Origin of the sequence: Pedobacter polysacchareus, assembly GCF_019802255.1 — a bacterium.
GTDB classification, from domain to species: Bacteria; Bacteroidota; Bacteroidia; order Sphingobacteriales; family Sphingobacteriaceae; genus Pedobacter; species Pedobacter polysacchareus.
In genome coordinates this window covers 609,251-634,658 of record NZ_JAHYSS010000003.1, presented here as the reverse complement: position 1 = coordinate 634,658, position 25,408 = coordinate 609,251, and the positions used below count along the sequence as shown (strand labels likewise).

23 protein-coding genes are annotated in these 25,408 nt (G+C 36.7%); 17 read left to right on the top strand and 6 right to left on the bottom strand.

The features are described 5' to 3' along the window. The first annotated feature begins 14 nt into the window (after positions 1 to 14). The 8 genes from K7X70_RS10320 (at position 15) to K7X70_RS10285 (ending at position 9,786) form a co-directional block, all read left to right on the top strand. Positions 15 to 470 (top strand): hypothetical protein, encoded by a 456-nt coding sequence (locus tag K7X70_RS10320; RefSeq protein ID WP_222536980.1) that lies wholly within the window; start codon positions 15 to 17, stop codon positions 468 to 470. Between the two features lie 98 nt (positions 471 to 568). Next, positions 569 to 4,918, top strand: coding sequence for a CusA/CzcA family heavy metal efflux RND transporter (locus K7X70_RS10315; RefSeq protein ID WP_222536979.1), 4,350 nt, complete (start codon positions 569 to 571; stop codon positions 4,916 to 4,918). 9 nt (positions 4,919 to 4,927) lie between these two features. After that, complete coding sequence (locus K7X70_RS10310) at positions 4,928 to 6,061, top strand: efflux RND transporter periplasmic adaptor subunit (RefSeq protein ID WP_255607065.1); 1,134 nt, start codon at positions 4,928 to 4,930, stop codon at positions 6,059 to 6,061. Between the two features lie 237 nt (positions 6,062 to 6,298). Next, the gene (locus K7X70_RS10305) at positions 6,299 to 6,865 is read left to right on the top strand and encodes a PAS domain-containing protein (RefSeq protein ID WP_222536978.1); all 567 of its coding nucleotides are present in this window, start codon (positions 6,299 to 6,301) and stop codon (positions 6,863 to 6,865) included. After that, entirely contained in the window at positions 6,843 to 7,238 is a 396-nt protein-coding gene (locus tag K7X70_RS10300) for a (Fe-S)-binding protein (RefSeq protein WP_222536977.1), read from the top strand. The genes K7X70_RS10305 and K7X70_RS10300 overlap by 23 nt, the downstream gene beginning before the upstream one ends. A gap of 205 nt (positions 7,239 to 7,443) precedes the next feature. After that, complete coding sequence (locus K7X70_RS10295) at positions 7,444 to 7,728, top strand: DUF6922 domain-containing protein (RefSeq protein WP_222536976.1); 285 nt, start codon at positions 7,444 to 7,446, stop codon at positions 7,726 to 7,728. A gap of 221 nt (positions 7,729 to 7,949) precedes the next feature. Continuing rightward, positions 7,950 to 8,966 carry a type IV toxin-antitoxin system AbiEi family antitoxin gene (locus tag K7X70_RS10290; RefSeq protein WP_222536975.1) on the top strand — a complete coding sequence of 339 codons (1,017 nt, stop codon included), beginning with the start codon at positions 7,950 to 7,952 and terminating at the stop codon, positions 8,964 to 8,966. Then, positions 8,959 to 9,786, top strand: coding sequence for a hypothetical protein (locus K7X70_RS10285; RefSeq protein ID WP_222536974.1), 828 nt, complete (start codon positions 8,959 to 8,961; stop codon positions 9,784 to 9,786). The genes K7X70_RS10290 and K7X70_RS10285 overlap by 8 nt, the downstream gene beginning before the upstream one ends. A 291-nt stretch (positions 9,787 to 10,077) precedes the next feature. Here K7X70_RS10285 and K7X70_RS10280 read toward each other — a convergent pair whose 3' ends face one another. From K7X70_RS10280 to K7X70_RS10260, 5 genes are all read right to left on the bottom strand, one after another. Beyond that, positions 10,078 to 10,755: a hypothetical protein gene (locus K7X70_RS10280; RefSeq protein WP_222536973.1), complete on the bottom strand. Its 678-nt coding sequence runs from the start codon at positions 10,753 to 10,755 to the stop codon at positions 10,078 to 10,080. A 71-nt stretch (positions 10,756 to 10,826) separates the two neighbouring features. Next, complete coding sequence (locus K7X70_RS10275) at positions 10,827 to 11,036, bottom strand: hypothetical protein (protein WP_222536972.1); 210 nt, start codon at positions 11,034 to 11,036, stop codon at positions 10,827 to 10,829. A gap of 1,194 nt (positions 11,037 to 12,230) precedes the next feature. Next, positions 12,231 to 12,947 carry a hypothetical protein gene (locus K7X70_RS10270; protein ID WP_222536971.1) on the bottom strand — a complete coding sequence of 239 codons (717 nt, stop codon included), beginning with the start codon at positions 12,945 to 12,947 and terminating at the stop codon, positions 12,231 to 12,233. Between the two features lie 200 nt (positions 12,948 to 13,147). Beyond that, positions 13,148 to 14,029 carry a hypothetical protein gene (locus tag K7X70_RS10265; RefSeq protein WP_222536970.1) on the bottom strand — a complete coding sequence of 294 codons (882 nt, stop codon included), beginning with the start codon at positions 14,027 to 14,029 and terminating at the stop codon, positions 13,148 to 13,150. A gap of 45 nt (positions 14,030 to 14,074) precedes the next feature. Beyond that, the gene (locus K7X70_RS10260; protein WP_222536969.1) at positions 14,075 to 14,779 is read right to left on the bottom strand and encodes a hypothetical protein; all 705 of its coding nucleotides are present in this window, start codon (positions 14,777 to 14,779) and stop codon (positions 14,075 to 14,077) included. Between the two features lie 318 nt (positions 14,780 to 15,097). Here K7X70_RS10260 and K7X70_RS10255 point away from each other — a divergent pair, with 318 nt between their 5' ends. From K7X70_RS10255 to K7X70_RS24545, 9 genes are all read left to right on the top strand, one after another. After that, entirely contained in the window at positions 15,098 to 15,568 is a 471-nt protein-coding gene (locus tag K7X70_RS10255) for a LexA family protein (protein ID WP_222536968.1), read from the top strand. Beyond that, a complete protein-coding gene (locus K7X70_RS10250; protein WP_222536967.1) occupies positions 15,531 to 16,088 on the top strand; it encodes a Y-family DNA polymerase in 558 nt (185 codons plus the stop codon). The genes K7X70_RS10255 and K7X70_RS10250 overlap by 38 nt, the downstream gene beginning before the upstream one ends. Then, positions 16,075 to 17,136, top strand: a complete 1,062-nt coding sequence (locus K7X70_RS10245) for an RHS repeat domain-containing protein (protein ID WP_222536966.1) — start codon at positions 16,075 to 16,077, stop codon at positions 17,134 to 17,136. The genes K7X70_RS10250 and K7X70_RS10245 overlap by 14 nt, the downstream gene beginning before the upstream one ends. Before the next feature lie 65 nt (positions 17,137 to 17,201). Next, positions 17,202 to 18,122, top strand: a complete 921-nt coding sequence (locus tag K7X70_RS10240; protein WP_222536965.1) for a TolB family protein — start codon at positions 17,202 to 17,204, stop codon at positions 18,120 to 18,122. 475 nt (positions 18,123 to 18,597) lie between these two features. After that, positions 18,598 to 18,795, top strand: a complete 198-nt coding sequence (locus tag K7X70_RS10235) for a transposase (RefSeq protein WP_222536964.1) — start codon at positions 18,598 to 18,600, stop codon at positions 18,793 to 18,795. 214 nt (positions 18,796 to 19,009) lie between these two features. Continuing rightward, positions 19,010 to 20,104, top strand: coding sequence for an RHS repeat domain-containing protein (locus K7X70_RS10230; RefSeq protein ID WP_368388685.1), 1,095 nt, complete (start codon positions 19,010 to 19,012; stop codon positions 20,102 to 20,104). A 1,213-nt stretch (positions 20,105 to 21,317) separates the two neighbouring features. Then, positions 21,318 to 21,566 carry a hypothetical protein gene (locus tag K7X70_RS10225; RefSeq protein WP_222536962.1) on the top strand — a complete coding sequence of 83 codons (249 nt, stop codon included), beginning with the start codon at positions 21,318 to 21,320 and terminating at the stop codon, positions 21,564 to 21,566. After that, complete coding sequence (locus K7X70_RS10220) at positions 21,563 to 21,934, top strand: hypothetical protein (RefSeq protein WP_222536961.1); 372 nt, start codon at positions 21,563 to 21,565, stop codon at positions 21,932 to 21,934. Before K7X70_RS10225 ends, K7X70_RS10220 begins: the two co-directional genes overlap by 4 nt. A gap of 610 nt (positions 21,935 to 22,544) precedes the next feature. Beyond that, positions 22,545 to 22,706 carry a hypothetical protein gene (locus tag K7X70_RS24545; RefSeq protein ID WP_222536960.1) on the top strand — a complete coding sequence of 54 codons (162 nt, stop codon included), beginning with the start codon at positions 22,545 to 22,547 and terminating at the stop codon, positions 22,704 to 22,706. Between the two features lie 210 nt (positions 22,707 to 22,916). On the opposite strand, the gene K7X70_RS10210 is transcribed toward K7X70_RS24545, so the two are convergent. Beyond that, positions 22,917 to 25,289 (bottom strand): outer membrane beta-barrel family protein, encoded by a 2,373-nt coding sequence (locus tag K7X70_RS10210; protein WP_255607064.1) that lies wholly within the window; start codon positions 25,287 to 25,289, stop codon positions 22,917 to 22,919. Positions 25,290 to 25,408 lie beyond the last annotated feature (119 nt).

The window sequence follows — 25,408 nt, the reverse complement described above, 5'->3', positions numbered from 1 at the left end:
ATCTCCTCACAGCTTTGATAGAAAAGGAAAAAATTAATTTAGGTAAGCTGTTTAATGTTAATTCTGGTTATCTTTATGGTGCTGTGAAAAAGTTAACCGCAATATTGTTTCTGTTGATTTACCTGTTTTCAACTCCTGATGTCTATCAGTTGTTAAAAATACCGGTTGTTTTTGAGCATTATAGGGAGCATAAAGCCTTGGATCAGCAACTTTCATTTATAGACTATGTTGCCAATCACTATCTCCATGGCAGTCCAACTGACTATGATCATGTTAGAGATATGCAATTGCCCTTTAAAACTCCTTGTCATTTTACGGCATCGATTTCAGCAGCTTTTATTCCTGACTCATTAGAATTGTTTAGCATTTACTCCTTAAAAATAGTATTTCTAAAAATTTATATTTCTAATGATATAGTACTCAAATCTAATTACCTTTCCCGCATCTGGCAACCGCCAAAATTCAGCTAGCATTTTTTAAGCTTTTATTAATGATTTGTGTTTAATAACCTCAGATAGGTTAGTGTTAAGCACATTTCGATCCGTTAATTTATTTCATAATTTTTATTATGCTGAATAGAATTATAGCTTTTTCTGTTAAGAACAAGCTGATTATAGGACTTTTTATGTTGGCCTTAGTTGGCTATGGCAGCTATGAGCTCAAGCGTTTGCCTATTGATGCAGTACCTGATATTACTGATAATCAGGTTCAGGTGATAACTGTTGCCCCTTCATTCGGGGCAACCGACATAGAACGATTGGTAACTTACCCCATTGAACAGGTCAATAGTAACATATCCGGATTAAAAGAGATCCGAAGTTTTTCCAGGTTTGGGCTGTCCCTGGTGACCATGGTTTTTGACGATGCTACCGACGTTTATTGGGCAAGACAACAGGTTGCTGAGCGGCTGCAAAAGGTTCAGTCACAAATCCCTCCTGGGATTGGTGTTCCGGAGCTGGGGCCTGTTAGTACTGGTTTAGGCGAGATTTATCAATATGTTCTGAAACCAAAACCAGGTTATGCCGGCAAATTTGATGAAACAGAATTACGTACAATTCAGGATTGGATCGTACGTAGACAGTTGTTAGGTGTTAAAGGAATTGCTGAAGTGAGTAGTTTTGGCGGTAAGCTAAAGCAATATTCCATTGAAGTAGAGCCCGGTAAATTATTGTCACATCATTTGACGATTAATGATGTATTTACTGCACTTGAAAAGAACAATCAAAATACCGGAGGTGCCTATATTGAAAAAGGTCCCACGGTTTTATACATACGTAGTCAGGGTTTATTTGGTAGTGTGGAAGATATAAAGAACACACTGGTAAGGACCCTTGCTGATGGCACCCCATTGTATATTAAAGATGTAGCGGAAGTCAAAACCGGATATGCTACCCGTTATGGTGCAATGTGCTACAATGATGAGGGAGAAGTGGCTGGGGCGGTGGTGATGATGCTTAAAGGAGCGAATAGCAGCGAGGTAATCAAGAATGTGAAAGAACGCATCGCCCAAATTCAAAAAACTTTACCTGAAGGGGTTATGATTGAACCCTTTTTGGACCGGACAAAAATGGTGGATCATGCGATTGGTACGGTGACACGCAACCTAATGGAAGGTGCCTTAATCGTAATCTTCGTCCTGGTTTTATTCTTAGGGAATCTCCGGGCAGGTCTTTTAGTCGCCTCTGTTATCCCTTTGGCTATGTTGTTTGCCATCATTTTGATGAATTTTTTTGGTGTCAGTGGTAATCTGATGAGTCTGGGGGCGCTTGACTTTGGTTTGATTGTAGACGGAGCTGTAATTATAGTGGAGGCGGTGATGCATCGCTTGAGTCACAGCAAGCATTTTCAGCAGGTGAATGAACTCAGCCAGCAGGAGATGGATACTGAGGTGAAGAGCTCGGCAAGTAAGATGATGAACAGTGCGGTATTCGGCCAAATCATCATTTTGGTTGTCTATCTGCCCATTTTTACTTTAGAAGGTATTGAAGGTAAGATGTTCAAACCTATGGCGCAGGTGGTCGCTTTTGCTTTGTTAGGCGCCTTTATTCTTTCTTTAACCTATATTCCAATGATGAGTGCGCTGTTTTTGAGTAAAAAGGTAAAGCACAAACCTAACTTGTCGGATCGGGTAATGGCCAGCTTGGAACGTGTTTACCAATCTGCTTTAACCGCAGTTTTAGGGTTCCCTAAAATGGTGATTGCTATGGTGGTTTGCTTGTTTATTACGGCTTTATTTGTGTTGACTACGCTAGGCGGGGAGTTTATTCCCGCACTAGAGGAAGGGGATTTTGCCGTAGATACGCGTGTACTTCCGGGAAGTAGCATTAGTACAACGATTGCACACACCCAAAAGGCCGCCCATATCCTGAAGTCTCAGTTTCCTGAAGTGGAAAAGGTAGTGACTAAAATTGGCAGCGGTGAGGTGCCTACAGATCCTATGCCGATGGAAGCTAGTGATATGATGGTAATTTTAAAGCCAAAAGAGGAGTGGACCTCAGCTAAAACTTTTAATGAGCTCTCTGAAAAGATGGGGAAAGCTCTTCAAGATGTACCCGGTATCACTGCGGGTTTTCAATTTCCTGTGCAAATGCGGTTTAATGAGTTGATGACCGGTGCCCGGCAGGATGTGGTTTGTAAAATATTTGGGGAAGATTTAGATACTTTGGCAAGCTATGCTGAAAAATTGGGAAAAATCGTAAATACAGTTGAAGGAGCAAAGAATCTTTATGTGGAAACGGTTTCAGGTATGCCACAGATCATCATTGAGTACAATCGTAGTGCCATTGCTCAATACAGCTTAACTATTGAGGATATTAATAGAACGATCAATACAGCGCTGGCAGGACAAAGTACCGGTATGCTGTTTGAAGGCGAAAAAAGATTTGAAGTAGTGGTTCGTGTGGCCGGAGCTCAAAAAAAAGACCTTAAGGACATAAAAAACCTGTTAATAGCGACCCCTAAAGGGACTCAAATTCCATTATACCAATTGGCAAATGTAGAAATAAAGGATGGCCCTAATCAGATTCAGCGTGAGGATGCCAAAAGAAGAATCGTTGTTGGTTTCAATGTTCGGGGACGGGATGTGCAGAGTATCGTTCATGAACTTCAGCAAAAGGTAAATGAAAAGTTGAAATTTCCACCCGGATATTATGTCAGTTATGGAGGGGCTTTTGAAAATTTAAATGCAGCTAAGCAACGGCTGATGATTGCTGTCCCGGTATCTCTGTTATTGATTTTCCTATTGCTTTATTTTGCTTTCAATTCTGTAAAACAAGGATTATTGATTTATTCGGCAATACCCTTATCTGCCATTGGTGGAATTTTATTCCTTGCGCTGCGGGGAATGCCTTTTAGTATCAGTGCAGGAATAGGCTTTATCGCATTGTTTGGCGTTGCGGTCTTAAATGGAATTGTACTGATCTCTGAATTTAATCAATTAAAACAGGAAGGAATAACAGACCTGAAGCGTATTGTACTGATGGGAACAAAAGTTAGGCTTAGACCGGTACTGATGACGGCATTCGTTGCTTCTTTGGGATTTCTCCCTATGGCAATTAGTAATGGGGCTGGAGCGGAGGTTCAAAGGCCGCTGGCTACGGTAGTGATAGGTGGTTTATTGATTGCTACATTTCTAACCTTATTCGTTCTGCCTGTTCTCTATATCATGTTCGAAACCGGTTTTAAAAAGACAATGAATAAATCAATAATCACAGCTGCTTCCTGTTTGCTCTTATTACTCAGTAGCCAGGTTTGTGTGGCTCAGGCACCAATTAGTCTAAAAGCGGCCTTAGATACGGCTCTGAAAAACAACCTGAAAATCAAGAACGAGGAATTAAAAGTTCAATATCAGCAAATGTTAATGAAAACGGGGGTAAATATTCCATTAACAAATGTATTTGCGGAATATGGACAAATCAATAGTAGTTATACAGACACCAAATTTGGACTAACTCAATCTTTTAGCTTTCCCAGGGTTTATGCCAGACAAAAAGCATTATTGCAACAAGATTGGAAAAGCAGTATGATGAACGTGGCATTAAAGGAGGCCATCCTAAAAAGGGAAGTAGCACAACTGTTTTACCTGATCCAGTATATGGTGCAAAAAAGAAAGCTGTTGATTCAGTCGGATAGTTTATACAGAAATTTTTATGAAAAGTCTACACTCAGACTAGCTAAAGGTGAAAGTAATATCCTGGAGAAAACAAGTGCTGAAACCTTACTGTCTCAGATAGAGCTACAAATGAACCAGTTGAAAGATGATCAGGCGGTACTTCAACTACGATTTCAGCTGTTGTTGAATTCAAAAGAGGTATTTGTTCCTGATGATGAAAAATGTTTGCTCATTACCAGTGATCATCTTGCAATATTAAATTTGGAGCATCCTGAATTAAAGTTGATGCAGCAACAGGAAAATATTGCAGCTGCAGGTCTGGCATTAGAGAAAAGCAAATTGCTACCGGAGCTGACCATCGGATATAACAATGGAAGTATCCGGGGTATGGGGGCGGATGAAAAGTTTTATAATAGTGCCCAACGCTTTCATTCTGTGCAGCTGGGTTTGGGGATTCCGATATTTGCTTCATCCATCAAGGCTAAAATTAATAGTGCTGTGATCAGCAGAAAAGTAGCCGAAAATGAGTATAAAATCGCTGTTCAGCAACTTTCTTCAAGCTATCAGTCTGCAGTATTGACCTATCAGAAGTGTCTTCAAACAGTCGCTTATTTTGAAAGTAAGTCATTGAAAAATGCAGCGCTAATTACCAGTACTGCAAATTTACAACTCGCAGCTGGGTATATCAATTATTTGGAATGGGTTCAGTTGATTAATCAGTCAACAGTAGTGAAAAATGACTATCTGGAGGCGGTTAAAAATCTAAATGAAGCAATCATTCAACTTTATTACCTCAGCAATAAATAGGACAAAATCATGAAAAACATTATATATTTTGCTACGATACTTTTGGTATTCAGTGGCTGTCAAAACAAAGAAAGTAATTCAGTAGTCACATTGCCAGCCCAGGATGGCAATGTACTCAAGCTCAATGACGCCCAAATGAAAAATGCAGAAATTGTAACCGGGGAAATTGAGCAGAAGGAAATTTCTTCGGTGCTAAAGCTCAATGGTAAAATTGATGTGCCACCTCAAAATATGATATCCGTAAGTTTACCTATGGGTGGGTACTTGAAATCGACTAAACTGCTCCCAGGGATGCATGTGGTTAAGGGTCAGGTGATCGCCACGGTAGAAGACCAGCAGTATATTCAGCTACAGCAGGATTACCTAACTGCAAAAGCAAAAATTGGTTTTTTTGAAAATGAATATAAAAGACAAAAGGACCTTAACCAAAGTAAAGCCAGCAGCGATAAGAATTATCAACAGGCAGAGGCAGATTACAGAAGCTTGCTGGTATTGATGACCGCCTTGAAAGAGAAGTTAAAATTGGTAGGGATAAACGTGCAGCACATCAATGAAAATAAAATACAAACCAACATCAATATATATGCACCCATAAACGGTTATGTTTCTAAGGTTAATGTGAATGTAGGGAAGTATGTTAACCCTACAGAAGTGCTCTTTGAGTTGGTTAATCCATCAGATATTCACCTTGCTCTGAAAGTATTTGAAAGAGATTTGCATCAGCTTTACATAGGTCAGCAACTACTTGCCTATACCAATAATGAGGTTGGAAAAAAACGGAAATGTACTATTTTACTGATTGGTAAAGACCTTTCTACTGATGGAAATGCTGACGTTCATTGTCATTTTGAAACTTATGACAAATCCTTAGTGCCAGGCACTTTTATGAATGCCGAGGTACAAGTGAAAAATGTGAGTTCAGCTGCTGTTCCTACCGAAGCTTTAGTTCAGTTTGAAGGAAAACAGTTTTTATTCCTGGTAAAAGATAAAAATACTTTTGAACTCAAGGAGGTTAAGTTAGGAGAGAATGAGGGGGGCTTTACTGCTGTTGGATTACCCGATGGTTTAGACTTTAAAACCGCTAAGATTGTGGTTAAAGGCGCTTATTCTTTGCTAATGATGATGAAAAATAAGGAGGAATAATTGAAATTTAATGAGTTTAGCCATCAACGAATTATAAAGTGGTGATGGTTAAACTTTTTTTGTAGTTTTTGTGACCAACGATCAGGGATATCAATGGTATATCTTTACTATTTCCTATGCTTTTCCTCCATTAATCATGTCGGATACAATCTCCTTACTTTCTTTTCTTTCGGTATAAACACTTTGACCATATGTAAATTTAATTAATAAGCTATCTTTTCTATGTATTTTTGAGCTATGAATAGTATACAACATTTTCAAGCAATTAAGGAACTTTTAGGTGATTCAAGAACATATTATCTTATAGCAGTAGATATGGATTCTAAATACAGTTATCTGAACATGCATTACACTGAAGTTTTTAACCCTATTCATGCTGACCTTGTAGGCAAGCACTATGCTATAACTGTGCACGAAGATGATCAACAAATTTGTCAAGTTGTTTCTGAAAAAGCGTTTATGTATAGAGAATCAGCTTTTCCTGCGACCTTACGCAAGCATGATGGTAATGGGGGATTTATTATTACCAAATGGGAATACAAGGCAATGTTCAATGACCATGATTTACCCATAGGGATCTTTTGTGTCGGTCATGATATCACGGAATTTATGCAAGTTAGTGGAAAGCTCCAGGAGATTAAGATCAGTCATTCTCACTCAATTCGCCGATATGTCGCAAATCTGTTGGGACTTGGAAAATTAATACAAGAAGCTACAGACTTAAAAGATGTGCAGGACACTGCAAAAATGATTGTTCAAAGTGCTACAGATCTTGACAAAGTTGTTAGAGAAGTTAATAGGTAATGATCATTCATATAATGAAAACTCTCAGTTAAAAAAGCTGGTTGCGGAACTAAGTTTAGATAAACATCCCGTGTGCTCCTTACAGAAAATAGACGGTTTGGAGAGGAAATTTAATAGCCTAGCGAGGTGTTTTGCTGACAAGGTAACCTTGCCAATGTTTGCCGGTTGTTGTGGAATGGTAGGAGACCGTGGTTTTCTTTTTCCTGAATTAACGCAATCAGCAACCTTTCTAGAGAAGACAGAAGTATGTTCCTCCAGTGTGTTCGATGGCTATTATTCATCTTCTAAAACTTGTGAGATGGCATTATCTGATGCGGTGAGTAAGAATTATTATTCTATTTTGAAGTTGGTTGATGAATGCACTATACCATAGTTTAGTACTGGAAGGTTGCATTAGTTAGTTTGTCAATCTGTTATTATTGAAATTAGCCAGCTCTATCAAGCCCCATGGATTAATCAGTTATTTTTTCTTCGAGTAATACAGAGCTCATTGGAGCTATTAGCAAGTTGACAAAAAATGGCCCCGAGGTAATCCTTTGAATGATTCTTTTTAGCCATTAGTACTTACATTTTTATAAATGAAAACGGTTGCAAATATAGCTGACATTTTTCCAAAGCATTTATTTTGGGATGTGGATTATAAAAAACTTGATGTAAACGCAGACAAGGATTTTATAATTCCAAGGCCTCTTTTTGCAACAACTGCACAGACATTTGATCAAGATATCGTTCGTTTGGAAAAACTGTACTCTCATAATCAAATTGTACTTGAACTTAAGCAAACTAAAGAACGAATTAACAATAAGGTACGTTTATGGGTAGCAAGAGGTTATCATATTAAGCAATTTGCACGTTTTAAATAATGACAGCCATTTCTCCTCAACTTCTTGATACAATTCATGAATTGCAAAAATTTCCAAGTTTTGAAAACTCTGCTTTAGGCGGGGGATCTAATTTGGCAATAAGATGATCCTTTACTACTTTTAAAATTTGATGAAGGTAGAAGTAGTGTTAGTGGTCCTAATTTTATTTTTACACTTATGTTCACTATATTTGAATGTTCACGTTACGTGAACATAGTATTATGGTGAACGAAACAGAAATTGCAGATCGAGCATTAGTACAATTGACAGATCATACCGGTTTGACGGGTACCTGGAATTTAAGAAGTGACCAGTTAGATAAGGGTATTGATGGATCTATTGATTTGGATTTGGGAAGTACTCAAGTTCATTTTTATGTGGAAGTAAAAACGGAACTTAGAGAGTATCATTTACCGAGATTAATTGAGCAGGCTTCAAAAAATCAACCATTAATGGTAGTTGCTGAACGAATTTTTCCAAAACTAAAGGAGAAACTTAGAGAGCATAAGATTGGATACTTAGATGGAGCTGGGAATATTTATGTACATACTCAGGGTAATTACATCTGGTTGGACGGGAGAAAAAATATAGAACCGGAGGCCCCTGTGACTAATAGAGCATTTACAAAGACAGGATTAAGGACTGTTTTTTACCTACTATGGCATAATGATGCAATCAATATGCCATATCGGGCTCTTGCCAGGGCTACAGGAGTAGCACTTGGTAATATTAAGAATATCATTTTAGGGTTGGAACAGGCTGGTTTTATATTGCAGATCAATGAGAAGGAAATGGTATTGCAGAACAAAAGAGCTTTATTAGAAAGATGGATAGCGGGTTATAAAGAGACATTGAAACCGCTGTTATTGATAGGGAAATATAGATTGAATAAACCTGAGGACTTAATGAACCTAGATACTTTTCCTGTAAGGGCTGGCGAAACGGTGTGGGGTGGTGAACCAGGGGCAGAGCTAATCACAAATTATTTAAACGCGAAAGAATTTACTGTTTATACGACAGAGGCTAAGCATGTATTGATGCAAAAATGGAGGTTATTACCTGATGCTAAAGGTAATATTCAATTTTATGAAAAGTTCTGGCAAGATGATGCAGACCAAACGCTACCTATTGCACCGACTTTGCTTATTTATGCAGATTTAATGATTACTGATGATCCCAGAAATAGAGAAACAGCTGAAAGAATTTACAATGAACATTTAAAACAAGAATATGAATAATATTAGACTTGGTGAGTTAAAGACGGTGTTTGATGATTTGGAAGAAATCTTTTATCAGATGCAGATCGATTTTTACCTGATCGGAGCTTTAGCTAAAGAGGTTTGGTATACAGGTTCCGGGCAATTACAAAGAACAACAAAGGATGTAGATTTTGCAGTTTTTATTGCTTCTAAAAAAGATTATGAGGATGTAAAAACATATTTGATTGAAACAAAGAACTATTCGGAATCAAAAAACAATGCCTTTATAATGATTTCCCCCGATGGTATGGAGATTGATATGTTACCTTTTGGCGGAATGGAAATAGATGATGATGTCAATTTTGAAGGAACAGGGCTGACAAACATTAAGGTTAACGGATTCATGGAAGTTCATCAGTCAGGTACAGCAATAGTTGATTTGGATACCGGACATAGCTTTAGAATCGCTACGCTACCAGCTATAGTTTTGCTGAAATTCATTTCCTATGATGATCGCCCAGAAAATAGGGGGAAGGACCCAAGAGATATTATCAATATTGTGCTCCACTTTTTTAATCTTCAGTCGGATTTAATATATGATCATCACTCTGATTTATTTGGTGGGGAAGAGGATGTGGAGCTGGAGCAAATTGCAGCAAAAGTGATAGGTAGAGAGATCCGAAAAATAATTGCTGGTAATGATGAGTTGCTACAACGCATAATCAGTATTTTGCAGGTGCAGCTAAAACAAAAAGAAAAAAGTGGATTGATCAGAAATATGGTCAACGAATCGGAAAGGAACGTCGACTATGTCTTACAGCTGTTAGTATATTTATTAAAAGGAGTAACCGAAGCATAGGTTATGCTAAAATACATTGACATAAAATATGATGAACTTTTATTTTTTTATCCGTTTAACAAATAGAATATCAGTATTATATTTTGGGTTGAAAAAGTGATGAAAAAATATTGTAGTTTCCCAGACCTGCAGCTACTAGACCTACCGTTTAGGTCCGGTAGTATTCCAGCGCTTCCCTGGAGCTAGTTATCTGTTTCTGGCCAGTTCCAATAACTGCAAAAAAATAGACATCTATACTTATTTGTAGAACATTACAGAATAGTCAAATATACCGAAACACTGGCCGAATTACTAGTTCGCCAGTCGTTTGATATCTTTAAGGGTATTTTCCAGATGTGTAGTCAATTTTCCGCTTGCAATCTGTGAAAAGCTAACAAAATTTAGATTTATCACGTCGACTACAATGCAACAATCTTTACAGACCTCGAAATCCTGATCCTTATTTTTCGTTAAATAGCGATATAAAGCATCATTAAACATAGCCAAATCCTCTAGGTTATATTCTTTAAGTTTACCCACAAACATTGTTGAACCAATTTTCTTTACCCCATTGTCCTCAAAAGCAAAAATCACGTCAGGGGTAACTTTGATAGGCAATCCCTGAATGATCAATGGGATTTTTTCATCCAACCCTTTCAAAATCCTAAATTTAGACTTTGGCTGTAGTCGAGAAAAATCATAATCTTCAAAGCGATGAAGCATGTCGATGTTCCTCTGCCACCGAACTTTGTTGATATGCTTCTGTTCAGTTTCCAATGTATCTTCAAGTATGCTTATTTTATCTGCAATAGGTTGATGGTTATCAAGTTTAACCGCATTTTTTATTGCGCTTAATGCACTGACCCAATAGTGTCCACCAGATTTTTCTTCGGGATTCTTTGGACGATTCAGTTGATTTATTAATGATATTTGTGAGGCGGACGATCTGTTTCTAAAGTCCACAATATTCCCAATTGTGATTTTTTCCATATCGGATTGTTTTTAACGCTTAGCTGTAATTCTTCAACGTTTTTTGTTGGATTGACTTAATACTGAGCCAGCTATTTTTTTGTCTGTTCAATGTATTTTTCACTAGAAAGCACCTTAGAAGCCAAGTCCTCCATCGAGCTTCCTGTTTGATTTCCAGTTGAATATTGCGATAAGGCCGACCCAGCAAGTTTTTTTGCCGTCGTTGAAGCATTTGGATTTCTTAAGATTTCCGAAGCCTCACTTGCAATTGGTTTCGAGGTTTTTTTGTTATTAGTAGGCATGATATTATTTTAGAGTTAAGTGATGATCTATACCTTGCATCTTTTGTTCCACACTTATTGTTTGATAATTTTATTTTATCAACAACTTCGTAGTATGTTTTTTGGATTGATGCTAAAATATTTAGTTTTTGGCTGGAAATCACTATTATTATGATGGATGTGTTTGTGCAAGTTGTTGATAAACAAACTAATTGTAATCATGCATGCCAAAAGTAAATAAATTGTGATGTAGAGATTTTTACTAGAAATTCAACAATCAGGGGTGGGATTTGCCGGTGATTTTACATGCAGTTTCAGAGATTACTAAAGTTAATTGCAAATACGAAGTCGTAGATCAATTTATCTTCCAGTCACTTCCAAAGCCAGCGCATATTCCAACCGTAAAACCTTTCTTGAACTTAATTAGACTAAATGTCATATAATCAGGGTGGTATGTATTACTAGCAAAAATGTTGCTATTTGGAGTAGTTTGTGAGCTTTATAAGTATGGTGATCACTTTTCTTAAATATTAAGCTATTTTATATAGATAACTAGTTTGATTACAGTATATTTACATTAGTTGTCAACATTATGGGGTAGATTACCACGGATGATAAATCAGTTATTCTTTTGTCGCTTTATTTTTGTAATTAACTGATTTTCATGTAGTTATGTTATGTGTATCGGGAAATAACCGATGATAATTACCACATAATTATGACAAGTAATGATAACTAAATAGCTTATTGTTAATGAGTTATGTCGATTTATTTTGTCCATATCTTTGGATTTATGCTTTTGTTTTTCTGACTTTTGTAACGCATTTGTAACTCGAATGCGTTTTTTTATGCCCTAAAAATTTGAGGGTAAATCATTGCGCTTAATGTATCTTAATTCCTCTTAAATCACCTTAATTACCCTAAATGGGGCTAAAATTGGGGGTAAATTACTACCGATGATTTAAAGGCAAAAGAGGGATTCGCAGAATAATATTTCTGTTAGTGTTTTAATAGCAGTTTGTAAAGCGCTTGAACTACAACTTACTGAATTGTTCAATTTCAAAATCGATATACCTAAATATCACGCAACAAGGAGAAATTATTGATTGCTTTCAGCAATTTTTTTTAGTTGTAGGAGCTAAAGAAGTCATCAAAAAATGCAATGACAATAGGCTTAAAAATATACGTTTTGGCTAATATTAAGACGAGAACCATTTAAGGAAATTTCATCCTCAATCTTTCCACGAACGTCTCTTTTCCAATGATACCTGTTGGTACTTGTAGTTCTAACGACTCTTTTAATGCTATGCATTTTACCAATTTGCCCAAATCAGTAATTTTTGTGCTAGATCCTACACCATCTCCGGGGTCTGAATGATTTTTAACTAGGCCATAGCTAGTTTTGACAAGTCCTAAAGCTTCCAAATCAGCAACAAAATGCAAGGAATCTATCCTCGATTTATTTTCAGCAAACGTATATATGTCGGATACATATAACCTGCTAAGAATAAAACTTATTCTCTTGTAAAGAGGGAAAGTGATTTCACCCATTGAAAGATATCTTGCAGCTTGACCCAGGAGTTTAGATTTCTCTACATCATCAAAACGTTCAATAGCAACCAGTGATACTTTGCCAAACTTCTCCTTGTAAGAATCATCATCTTGAATCTTTTTTATCATATTGCGTCTTTCCTGGGTTGGTTGTTCCCCAATTGTTCTTAAGAACTCCACTACCTTTTCCATAAATAGAAAATCTCTAATAGCTAGTGACGCTTTTAACCCTTTTGTGATGTAGGATATTATTGGAATACCATCACCGAAATCTAAAAACTTTTCTAGGGAGTAATCACTGATGCCTCCTAAAATATCAAGCAAATTATCTTTGGCTGTTGAAAATTCTAGTGCATTTTCGATTTTGGTTATTTCATTCATTTGATAATCATAATAAGTATTTCAAAGTTGAGTGTTTCGGTTCAAAACTGCTTCTTCGCCCTTGAATCTATCCCAGTCATTACTATTTTACAATCACAGCTAGTTCGTTAATACTCCTTGAAGGCTATTTCTTTTGTAGTTGCGAAGTGTGTTATTTTGATAACCTGCGATATTGATTGGCTCTGGATTCATTAAATCTTCTACTGCCGAGCGATTAATCGAATGGATGCATGAATTGTCGCTAGGTAATAATAAAACATCCAACTATACCAGATTGCTTTGTCGTATTTGACTTTCTGATTGGTATTGTGGTGTCTAATTCCAAAATTGTTGGCAAGGTTATAGATATCTTTTTCATCGTTGAGCATCAAGGACTCCTTAATACTTGGACGTAGATATTCTAGAACATCAGCTAAGTCCCTTAATGCACTACGTCGATCGTCTAATGTTGCCTTATGTCGTCGAAACTTCGCTACAGCGTTTTCAACCTTCAAGTTAATGTTTTCTTTGTCTGTTGAAGGAATAACAGCATCAAATAATGGTTGTAAGTTGTCATCTGCTAGATTCAATATTTCACCGTTGATATTCAGTTCAAAACCAGTTTGATAGTCCGCCAACAAACCGTTAATTTTGAGACGGTACTCTGCTTGACCGTTTTCATCATCAAATGTAGAATAATGCCATCCGCAATCATTCCAACTATGATAACTCCCCTCTAGTGGTTTCGAACAATAATCATGTAGATATTCGATGATATCAAATAGATCATCTTCAGTATAATTATCTATGCTATTATGAATTGGCCATAATGTATCTTTTCTAAGATCAATGAAAATTCTAGATGGGATATCACTTCCTAATTCTCCAGGGGTTTCACCTGCGTCAACACAATACATTCCGAAATACTTTTGAAAGTAACCATCATTATGCATTTGATTATAGGTAACTAGAAACAATTTTTTCAATAATTTCAGCGTAAATTCTGCTGTATCATTAAGTTTACCTGTTCTTCGTGAATAATATACTTTTTTTTCCTTCACTGTGCTATTGGATAATTTATTGTTAATTGCTAAAATTATCAAACCTAAGTTATTTAGGTGATAATTATACTATTATGATTTTTGGAGTTAAGAAAGATCATACTCTCCAAGATATTTCTTTGCTTTTATATTGCTATAGTCGTAAAAAGAAAGAATGAAGGCAACTGGCTTTTTATTGGTTTTCTCTCTGAAATTGTTATTCTCGATGAGGAAACGTAAAGAGTTCCTTAATTTGGTTTGATAAAAGTTATATAGTTTATAATAAAACACGTCATTGTAATCAGTACTTAGGCGACTCAGTTCAATTCGTTTCTCTATCATTTTGAATGATTTAATCAGCAGTATAACTTTATGTCCGTGTACAGTCTCAAAGAACTTTTCTTCTGTCTCATGAAAATTAAATTGGGTGCCTTTTAGCATTTTAAGAAAAGCATAATATCCAGTACTAAGTTGTGTTGCACCACCATCACGCTTGTTTTCGTATGAATAGCTCTCTAGTTCTAAATCCAGCTGGTTTAACAATAAGAATATCATGTCACCATCTGATTTAATTCGTTGATCCTTGTTAGATTCAATCTGTTTCATCAACGCAAAGAATATTAAAATCGAAGAGATGGCTGTGAAAAATGGCGATACAATACCACTAAGGGAAGTTCCAATGTTTGCAGTCTTTGGCATTGTAAGGTCATATCCTTTTATAAATGCAGGTTGAAGTACAATTGATACCGCGGCTAAGGAAATGGCGAAAAGAACAATTAAGATAAAGGTTAAAATGAGTAGTTGTTTTTTCATATAATTCTTGAATGATAAATTCAAGATACTAATTATAAAATAGCAGGAATAAATATTATATTTTAATAACCCCGTGGATTAAGAGAATGACTAGGCATCTTGTGATTTATAAAACAAAGATATTTTGCTAAAAAATTAGCTATTTTGATTGAATAGTTGGGTGCTGAATTCTCACATACATGTGAAAGCCCTGCGGATGGGCTTGTAATCTAGTTCCTAGTTGCTTGGGTAAGAGTCTGTTTGTTGTTCAATATTTTGTAATTCTATTGATTATACTAAAAATATTAGCATAACTTTGTGGTCAATAATATTACAATCATGGAAGAGATAAAGCTGTTCAGAAGAGGAATTGCGCATACGCTCATACCACTTTTCGCTGAAAAAATACATGCCGGCTTTGAAAGCCCTGCAGCCGATTATGAGGAAGCCCGGATAGATCTTAATGATTATGTCTCCAAATATCCGGCAGCAACATTCTTTGCGAAAGTCACAGGAGAATGTATGGTTGGCTCAGGTATTTATCCGGAAGATTTGCTTGTGGTTGATAAATCGTTGACGCCACAATCAGGAGACATCGTCGTAGGGATCATTGACAATGAGTTTATTCTTAGGTCATATTTTACCAATAATGGCAAAGAATATCTAATGCCAGACAATACCTATTTTAAACCCATAGAGAGAACTACCACTACTCATTTTGAAATATGGGGAGTAGTGCCACACAGTGTATTAGATCAAAGAAGGAGGAACAGTGCTCGCATTAATAGATTCGAACAACTTTTACGTTAGTGCCGAAAGGGTGTTCCAGCCCGAATTAAGGGGTAAAGCAGGCTGTGTATTGAGTAATAACGATGGTTGTGCCATTAGTCGAAGTAATGAAGCAAAAGAAGAGTTGGGTATTAAGATGGGTACACCATTCTTTCTGATGCGTGAAAAACAGCAGTTGGGACAGTTGTGGTGGCGTTCATCCAATTATCCCCTCTATCAGGACATGATGCGAAGGATTACAAAAATCGTTCAGGATACCTTTCCCGATCAGGAGATATATTCTATCGATGAGTGTTATTGTGATCTTGCTTCTTTCAAGCATCATAACCTTGAAGATATTGCCTTGAAACTACGAGCCCGCATTCTTAAATATACTGGGGTTCCGGTTTGTATTGGTATTGGGGCAACAAAGACCCTAGCTAAAATTGCCAATAAGATTGCAAAGAAGCATTGTAAGCAGACTGGTGTATTTTATATGGATACTCCAGGAAAAGTTGAGGAATCATTGGAAATGACTGAGGTTGGAGATGTCTGGAGGTAATGTGAAGTATGAGTATTTTATTCGTGATCATCTGAATAATGTAAGAGTCAGTTTTGAAGAAGGTGCTAATGGACAGGCAGAGGTTCGCCAGGAAAGTAGTTATTATGCATTTGGAATGCAGTATGCCCCGATATCTAAGACAGGCAATCCTAATACTTCACTATTTAACGGAGGAAGTGAATGGGTTTCTGATTTTGATAATGATCCAGATTTGTATAATACTTTCTTTCGAGATTATGACCCAGTTCTTGGTCGGTTTAATGGAATCGATCCAATGTCAGTGAAGTATAGCGATTTTTCTGTATATCAATTTGTTTTTAATAACCCTGTTTCATTTTCTGACCCGACTGGTGCAGATGCACTTGCGGATATAGAAAAATTTTTACGACAATTTTTTGGAGATTCTGGAGGTGGCGGGAAAGTTCCAAATGGTGGAAACTGGTCCGCATCGAATGGTGGGCACAACTTTTCTAGTCAAAATGAAGCTTTCGCTGCTGGAGCTGAATATAACGATATCTTCAGCTCCTGGCAGAATACGATTTATGGAGTCAGACCAAGCGAATCAAGTGTTATGAATTCGAGTGGATTCATAATGCCGGGTATTACGCTTAGACAGGTGAATATTGTAGCGGATAGAAGAAAAACTTCAAAAAGTGTCAGTAACAAGCCTTTTTATGGCAATTTTCTAGGCCCTGGACCAGACGGGCCAGATGCCAATCCATATAAATTGCTTTTGAAAGATGGAAAGTTAATGAAGCCAATTAATCTGATAGATGCAATGGCACAATTTCACGATCTAGGATATTGGAAGAAGGGAGCGTCTGGAATAAAAGGAGCTTTCACAGATCGAAGGGTCGCTATAGATGATTTAGTTTTGGGAGTGGGTGCTGCAAATGTGTTTTCTGTAGGACTAGCACTTATGAATGATCCAACTACAGGAAAACCAATTATAGCGGATCCGAACCAAATGGTTTGGTCTTTTTTAGTCGCTAATTTATTTATTCCGATTGGTATTGGTAAGACTTTGGGTAATGAGTTCTCACAATAGCTTTTATTCCCTTCCTTTTAATTGTTTTTAATAAATTACACCACTATTTAAAAGTTCTAATTGATATGAAGACTATACTGATTTATATATTTATTATTCTCTTTTTTAACTCTTGTCAATATACTAATGAACCTATTGTAGAAATAGGATTGTTTGATGTATCAAAGGATGATAGTCGAATTCTTTTCTCATTGTATGACAAAAGAGGAGGGGCAATTTATGAGATAAATATAAATGGAACTCAATTTAAAGAAGTTATAGGTGCAACTCAGGATAGTAGTTTTTTTAATCCAAAATATAGTAATGACGGAAAGAAGATGGTATTTATTGGAAGCGCCAATTCTAATCCGGCCTATCATGATATCTACATTGCTGATTCAGATGGCACACATCGAAAGAAATTAACTCGAAATCAGAAAAATATAAGTGAGGCCGTTCTTTCTAAATGTTCTAATGAGATCTATTTTATTCAATCAGCTGAATTTGGTAAGGGATCACCATTAGGGAGAAATCAGCTCCATGGTACTGATGTTTATTCTTTAAAGATAGACGATGGGTCTATAAAAAAGATTACTGATTTGTACTCCTATGGTATATTCCGGGTATCAGAAATTGATTGTGATCATTTACTGATGGATGTAGCCGACGCACCTAAGGGAGAAATGATTATAATCTCAAAATCAAATCCTAAACATCTGGTTAGTATTAATCCTGTGAATGATCCTAGAAAAAATATTTCATTTTATGTCTCTCCATTGTATTCAGAAAAATATGATATGTTAGCGTTTGAAGCTCCATATGAGATTTACATCATGCCCTTGAAAACTAAAATTGCTAAATTGATAGCTAAATCTAATGATCAAATTTCATCAGTTAATTTTTTTAATAAAAAAAAATCGGTTGTTTATACTAAAGAGAATAATAATGGCTTTTATATTGTTGACTTTGAGGGAAATAATTTGGGAAAGATTGAAATTCCACTTTAACTTTTTAAATTGCTGGTAGGATTTTTTATATTTTAAATAAGCGATATAAGAAATCTAGTTTTATATGCCTTTTGGTCTTGTTTTTTTCCTAAACCAGAAATGTTGAGTTATTAAATAATTATAAGAACCCATGAATTCTTTGGATCTGGAAAATCTGCTGGTCATGGGATTTTATTAATTAATGAAGTTATGAAAGAGATGATAAAACTGAAAATAGCAGTGAAGCATCAATTTATTCCTAGCTGAGTACGGTCTGAATAAAATATATTGAAAAAAAGCAAGCAAAAATAGAGAATCGTTAGCGGGAGTAGGTATAGTTGTATAAATTGTTAATGTTGACTTAACTTATGGTATATCAATTGCAGGATATCCCATATAGAGACAATTCATTTCTTTTAGAAGTTATAGGGGACACTTGGAGTTCCAGTGATTGTAGACTCCCTTTTCAAAAGGCAGTATCCAAGAAACTGTGTAAATGGGGGGAATGTCCAATGCTGACATTGAAGAAGAGCTACGTGAGTTGTATGACTTTCGTTTACCACCCTCTACCATTTCCACCATAACAGCAAGAGTAACTGATGATATTATAGCCTGGCAGAATCGTCCACTTGATCCGGTATATATGATTGTGTGGATGGATGGTGTTGTTTTTAAAGTAAGGGAAAGTAAGTAAGATTTCCTATCTTTCCGATCCTTCTAAATACATAGAGTTTAGTTACACCTCAGGAGGTGAAAAGATTAAAAAAATGGTTTATCAGAATGGAAATCTATTGAAACAGCAAGATTACATAGATGGATTTTTATATGAAAATAGTGTCTTAAATGCGGTTACACATGCTGAGGGACGAGTTAGGATTTCTGGAGGTAATGTGAAGTAAGAGTATTTTATTCGTGATCATCTGAATAATGTTAGAGTCAGTTTTGAAGAAGGTTTTAATGGACAGGCAGAGGTTCGCCAGGAAAGTAGTTATTATGCATTTGGAATGCAGCATGCCCCGATATCTAAGCCAGGCAATCCTAATACTTCACTATTTAATGGAGGAAGTGAATGGATTGCTGATTTTGATCCAGATTTGTATAATACTTTCTTTCGAGATTATGACCCAGTTCTTGGCCGGTTTAATGGAATCGATCCAATGTCAGTGAAGTATAGCGATTTTTCTGTATATCAATTTGTGTTTAATAACCCTGTTTCATTTTCTGACCCGACTGGTGCAGATGCACTTGCGGATATAGAAAAATTTTTACGACAATTTTTTGAAGATTCTGGAGGTGGCGGGAAAGTTCCAAATGGTGGAAGCTGGTCTGCATCGAGTGGTGGGTATAACTTTTCTAGTCAAAATGAAGCTTTCGCTGCTGGAGCTGGTTATAACGATATCTTCAGCTCCTGGCAGAATACTATTTATGGAGTCAGACCAAGTGAATCAAGTGTTATGAATTCGAGTGGATTCATAATGCCGGGTATTACGCTTAGACAGGTGAATATTGTAGCGGATAGAAAAAGGGTTATCGGTGATTTTAATAAGGGGGGAGTAGTACAAGCTGGATTTGGTAATGAACTTGGTCAAGTAATGAATTTGGGAGGCGTGGTTTGGGGAGCAGCTGAATTGGGTCTACAAGCGATTCGCCAAAACAACGGACCTCAAGCAATAGGTAGATTTTTAGGATTTGGTACTCAAAGAACAGCTAAAGCTTTAAGAAGTACTCTAGGTCATGTAACTAAATTAGGCAAGAAACTCGGTACTTTAGGATATGTATTGTCGGTTGGTTCCTACCTGGCTGATTTAGGCGATAAAGAAAAAGTATCTACTGCTACTCATGTAAATTTCGGAATTTCCACTGTATTGTATGGCGCAGCTTTTTTTACAGCAGGAACAGCAGCAGCACCTTTTGTTGCAGGAGGAGCTCTGATTTATGGTGCTGGTCAAGTAGGATCGTGGCTTTATAATGGCAAAACATTGGAGGAAAACTTTTTAAAATGATAATTCTAAATTTTTTATATTACATAGTGTATAGAGTCTTTAAGCTTGTACCAAGAAGGCAGCAAATCGACCATTTTTTAGCAAGTTCCTTTTTGGCGGGATTAATAATGACTAATATTATCACTGGATTATCTTTATTGAAGTTTTTCACATATCTAAACTCCAAGTTTGCAATACACAAATTGCATTGGATTGTAATTCTAATTTTTATAGGATGCTATTTCTTCAATAAATGGTATTTCATAAAAACAGAAAATTATAAAATAATTATTAACGTCTACGATGAGAAATTTAAAAATCAACAGTCATTAATCATAACACTGGGTATATTTTACATCATAAGTACATTCATCGGATTTTGGGCTTTGGCTTTTTATTTCGATAAAATGTAAGTCGCCAATCAGTGGAAGCGTAACAATTAGGGGTATTTAGACTCCAATGTTTCGTTCTGTGAAACAAGGAGGAATAGTATAAAATGATATAAAAATTAAGTTTTCCCACGCCTATAAACAGCAATGCGCTCTTGTCTGTAACTTATAATGATATTATCAACAATAACTGTTCAGATAATTATGGTTATGAATCTTAGTGACTAGCTGTTGAAGAAGGGATTCTGGGGAGTGCACAGGGGAAATTAGTTTATCATGAATCCCAATCATTGGATCGGCCAATTGATGATCTAATTCAGTAAAAAAGGAATGATTCTATTAATTTGGAATTGAATGATGCGTTAATCTACGTGTATAGTTGTGATTGAACGAAAAAGAAAAGTATTGAAAAAAAAATCTACATAAACTGAACTGAAGGTAATTGAGTCTATTATTTATAATAAGGCGTGAGACTGGCTAAAATTAGTACTCAGGTAAATGCGCCCCGTAGTTACATTGGTGGAGCTTACAGTTACAATGAAATGGGGGCAACTTAGATATACGAATTTACCTAAATTGGCGAATAATTCATTCCTTCATTCAGTCGCGCAGGGCCAAGCTTATATAGATATGGTTACGGAGCGTTTGTCGCTTTTATTCGTGAAAGCCTGAAAGGCTTCTCCGGGTCAGTTGCGGCTGGAAATAGTTCCGTAGAATGATGAATTGGAATAATTTACACTTTATGCCGAGTTTGATTCTATCATTCCTGTGGGTGTCATTGTTCATTATATGGTACAAAGGCTGCTGGTTACCTGTGGTGTTCAGGGTTATATGAAAGGGTACCGATGGTGATTTTAACAAAGCAGCTGAGGTTGCAAGAGAAGTTTTCTAATGATAATGGTTTTCAACCTGAGCTGATAATAAATAAAGGAGCAGGCTTATCTAAGCCGTTGAAAAATTCATCATTTGACATAAAAACTTACCAAATTGCACCGGCTGCAAAAAGCGATAATACAAAAGTAGTTAATCCGATGCTTATACCCCCAGGAGCTAAACCTGTGCAACGAACACATACAAAAGAAGATTTCTTATGAGAAAATATAGTATTGAAGACCTAATAAGTTTAATAAAAGAACAAGTGCAGACATTCTTATTAGATGGTGGAGAATTTTATCCATTTGGAACCTGCATTGATAAAAATGATCAACTTGTCCCTGTGTCTGCATATTTGGATGGCGAATTTCCTTCTTCATTAGAGTTAATCTCGATGTTAGAGAAACGCTTTAGGGAGAAAGTGGAAAAAGGAGAGTATAAAGTAGCTGCGATAATAATTGACGTAACTGTTAAAGAAGATGGTGTTGGTTATGATGCGATAGAAATACGTTTTTTTGAGCCCAATAGTCATGAGCGTAAAGAATACATAAAATATACTAAGCATAGTAATTATATCGAATTCATTTAAGTGTAAGGTATTATTGGTACTTCCATTACCTTGAAGGACAACAAGGGTAACCTGAAAACAGTGACATTGAATGTAGAAGGCCCGTTTTGTGTGAGTGGTTGCACCACCAGAGAAGCTTATATGAAGATAATGCCAACCGGTGTAAGTTAAGACTATCTTACAAATAAGTTGCATCTAATGCCCTTTATGATGGTTTACGGGTTAGTGTTTATTTTATTTTAGACCCACAAACGAGCCATGGTAATAGTTAACGATTATCCAAAAGATTATAAAGTGATAACCATAAAAAATGTTTTGTTGGTGTTACTGGTAATTATAGTGCCCTGCCTGGTAGGTGTACTATTTTTACAGCATAGACATTAAAGCAAAAGCCTTTTCTGGTGTTTTAGGTAAAATGAGGTGTTTAGCTCTCTTGATCACAGTATATTTGGACAATTTGTCAACATTACCGTATAGATAACAACGGATGATAATGAAGAATCTATTCTGTTGCTTTGTTGTTGTAATCATTAGATTTTTAATGTGTTGTGTTTTGTGTATCGGCAAATAATCGATGATAGATAAAGATTGAACCCCATGTCCGATAGCTACGCTTCCACTTCAATTTAGTGTGTTTGGGGAAAGGGTATTTAAGTCGGTATGTAATGGAGATGCTATTTCTCTGGAGAGTTTTGAATTGCCAAGAATGAAGCTTTTCAGCGGGAAGCCGGTTGTGCTGGTGCAGTCTACTAAAAATGCGGGAGCAATCGAGCTTAGTGTAAGTGGCAGTTAGTCAAAACGGAAAAGGTTAAGTTTCAGTCCAGTACAGTTGGGAAACAAGAAAGATCAAAATTTAACCATAAATACAACGCTCCATCATTTTTAATAACTCAAGGGGTCGATCTTTTAAGAGCGACCCCTTGTTGTTGATCATCAGAAGTTTATTAATGACATTGCAAAGCTCTCCTGGAATGATCCAGTGTGAATTAAAGCATAAACCAACTTAAAGACGTTTCTGCTCAGTGGTTTTTTCCTTAACAGGTTTGCTTTTTAGCGTACTGTTGCCCAGGTTATATTTAAAGCTTAAACGAATATTCTGGGTATCGCCATAATAGGTGAATGAATTGTTTTGGTCAGCATAATTAGAACTAACAGTCAAGGTCTCACCACGATAAACATCGGACAACATTAAGCTAATCTCAGCTTTGTTATTAAATAGTTTTTTACGGGCATTGAAATTCAGGCTACTCATTGAACTTATTTTGGCAGGCCCCTGCACACCACCTGTAATAAAGCTAAAATTTACACCCGCGCTAAAACCTCTTTTTTCACTAATGGTATATTGCTGGTCTATATTGGCATTTAAAGCATTAATACGGTTGTACAGGGTGGATCCGTCGCTTAATTTGAAGCTACTTTCAACATGATTAGGTCCGGCCTGTATTTCAAGTGCCAACCAGGGGGCCGGCTGGAAACTCGCACTGAAATCAATGCCGTAATACTGGTTCCCAGGGACATTTGTTACCTTTTGAATCAAGATATTCGCTGCATTATCCTGGTAAGGCAGCTGAATTGTTGGATGTTTTTCATTCATGTAATAAGCCTCCATTCGGTAATTACCTTTATACGCATAGCTGATGCTAATCTGGTCAGTGAGTGCTGGCTTTAACTTCGGATCTCCAATTAGGTATGAATTTGGGCTAAAATAAAATTTTGATGGATTAAGGTAACTGTATGGGGGACGTGTAATCCTTCTGCCATAAGATAAACCTAAGGTGTTATTGTTGTTTATCTTATTTTGGATAAAAATGGTTGGAAAGAGATTAAAATAGTTTTGCTTATTGATCTCCTTTGGATTAACCGAGTTTCCAAGTGTAGCCGTATATTCACCACGCAATCCTGCCTTCAGGCTCAAGTTCTTGATTTCTTTACTTAAACTGAGGTAACCTGCAATTACCGACTCGGTATAATCATAGGCATTACTAAGTTCAGGATCAGTGCCAAAACCATCCGGAAGGTTATGTTGAAAATCTTGTGTGTTGTTTGCTTGCACCTTACTGTATTTGAGACCGCTTTCCAGTTGAAAAAGAGGCATGTCATTACGGTAATCCAGTTGTGAGCTGAACAGTTTGATTTTCTGGTTGTTATTGTTTTTAAATTGGTTGATGTATAAATCTGGCTCGTAATAAACGGTGCTGATATTTTGGTCCGTCTGGTTATGGTCATTTGTTAAATCTGCTGCAAAATTCAGTGTTTCTTTGGCCGAGAAACGGTGTTCAAATGATAGATTATAAGCTAGATTACTACGGGGCGTGAACCTTTCGTTCTGGGTGTCAAACCTTGATAAATATTGGCCGTTCTGGTAAATTTCGGTGGGTATCAGATAAAGGGCATGATTTTTTTTAGCGATATTGCCATTTGTACCCATGGTAATTGTATTGAGACTGTCAGGAGCGTATTCCAGGTTTAAACGGTAGGTGTGTTCGGCATCACGATAATTTTTTCGACTCAATACATCATACCAGGTTTGCTGCTGGGCGGTGTAATTAGCAATTTCACTAATCTTGTTATAAAAAATCCCCTTTCCAAAAGTATAATTGCCGGAAGCGGCAAATTTTTCAGCTTTAAAATACTGGCTCGTACCTAAATCTCCTTTGGCATAAATTCCTTGAGTATAGCTGCTATTTACTGAACCTTTATAACCACTTTGAAGATTTTTCATCAATTTGATATTGATGACCGCAGTACCTGATGCTTCGTATTTGGCGGGTGGGTTGGTAATGATTTCAACAGATTTGACCACATTCCCATTAGTGCTTTCTAGAAAGGCCTTGAGCTCATCACCAGACAGATAGACTTTTTTGTCATTGATGGTTACCAATATGGATTTACTCCCGCGTAGGGAGAGTTCGCCTCCTGCAGACTGGATTCCAGGTGCGCGTTTTACGATTTCCCAGGCATTGGAGGATGACAAAGCCGTGTTTTCTACACTGAATTCTACCCGGTCGATTTTGCGGGTAATCGTTGGTTTAACCGCCACAACCTGCAGCTCCGCAAGCTGAGATACTTCATCTATTAAACTGATACTCGATAAATTTAGGTCATTTTCTATGGAAAAGGCTTGTTCAAAAGGCAGAAAACCTACCGTGTTGACCAATATTTTATAGCTTCCTTTAGTCAGTTCGGCAAACTTATAGCCTCCATCTAAAGCCGCAATAGTGAGACGCTTAAAGCTGGTGTCCCGTATGCTTTTCAGTGTGATACTGGCATAAGGAACAGCAAGACCTTTTGTGTCCTGAATTCGGCCGGACAAAGTGAATTTTTGGGTGTATCCTGCCAGTGGCAGTAATAACAGTAGAGAAAGAAATATACGCATGATATGATTGATTTGCTTGCCACAAACTTCTGGAGCGCTAGACCTGCTTTTGGTTAATGCTTGGTTAACGGAATGTTAAAACTGGATAGTTATGTGTGATTATGGTGGCAGTAGAATAT